A 493-nucleotide genomic window follows, 5' to 3' on the forward strand; every position below is an offset into this window, starting at 1 on the left:
TATCGTGTATTGCAATTATCCTTTTTTCCTCCTAAACTTTATAAGATCACTTGACTTACACACAGGTTTTAAAAACCTTGCAGGAAAATCGTAGAATATCAGGCAATGGAAAACACAATAAGCCGCTCTTTTACATAAAAATCTGAAAAACCGAATTCTTCCTTAATGTACTTCAGCGTCTCTTCCTGATATATAAATACATGTGTGCGATCATTTTTGTAATACCAGTTTTCAAATTCAATTTCAGGAGTATAAACATGTGTCATACAATAAAGTTTTCCTCCCGGAAGCAGCAATTGTTTGAGTCTGCGGAATTCCTTCCGCGGAAAATGAAAATGTTCCATCACTTCGCAACAGGCAATAAAGTTGTATTTATGCTGAAGTAGTTCCTGATTATCCTGAAAGAATGGATCGTAAGGAGCAATTTTGAAATCTTTATCCTGAAGCATTTTTGAAATAACAGGACCTGTTCCTGCACCAAAATCCAGCCCTT

The 493-nt window shown here is 35.7% G+C and carries 1 protein-coding gene; it reads right to left on the reverse strand.

The genetic code is table 11. The features are described from left to right. Positions 1 to 98 precede the first annotated feature (98 nt). Positions 99 to 493: class I SAM-dependent methyltransferase (locus RM545_RS17525; protein ID WP_311496578.1), on the reverse strand; the 395-nt coding region annotated here is incomplete at its 5' end.

Source organism: Autumnicola lenta (assembly GCF_031846515.1).
GTDB classification, from domain to species: domain Bacteria; phylum Bacteroidota; class Bacteroidia; order Flavobacteriales; family Flavobacteriaceae; genus Autumnicola; species Autumnicola lenta.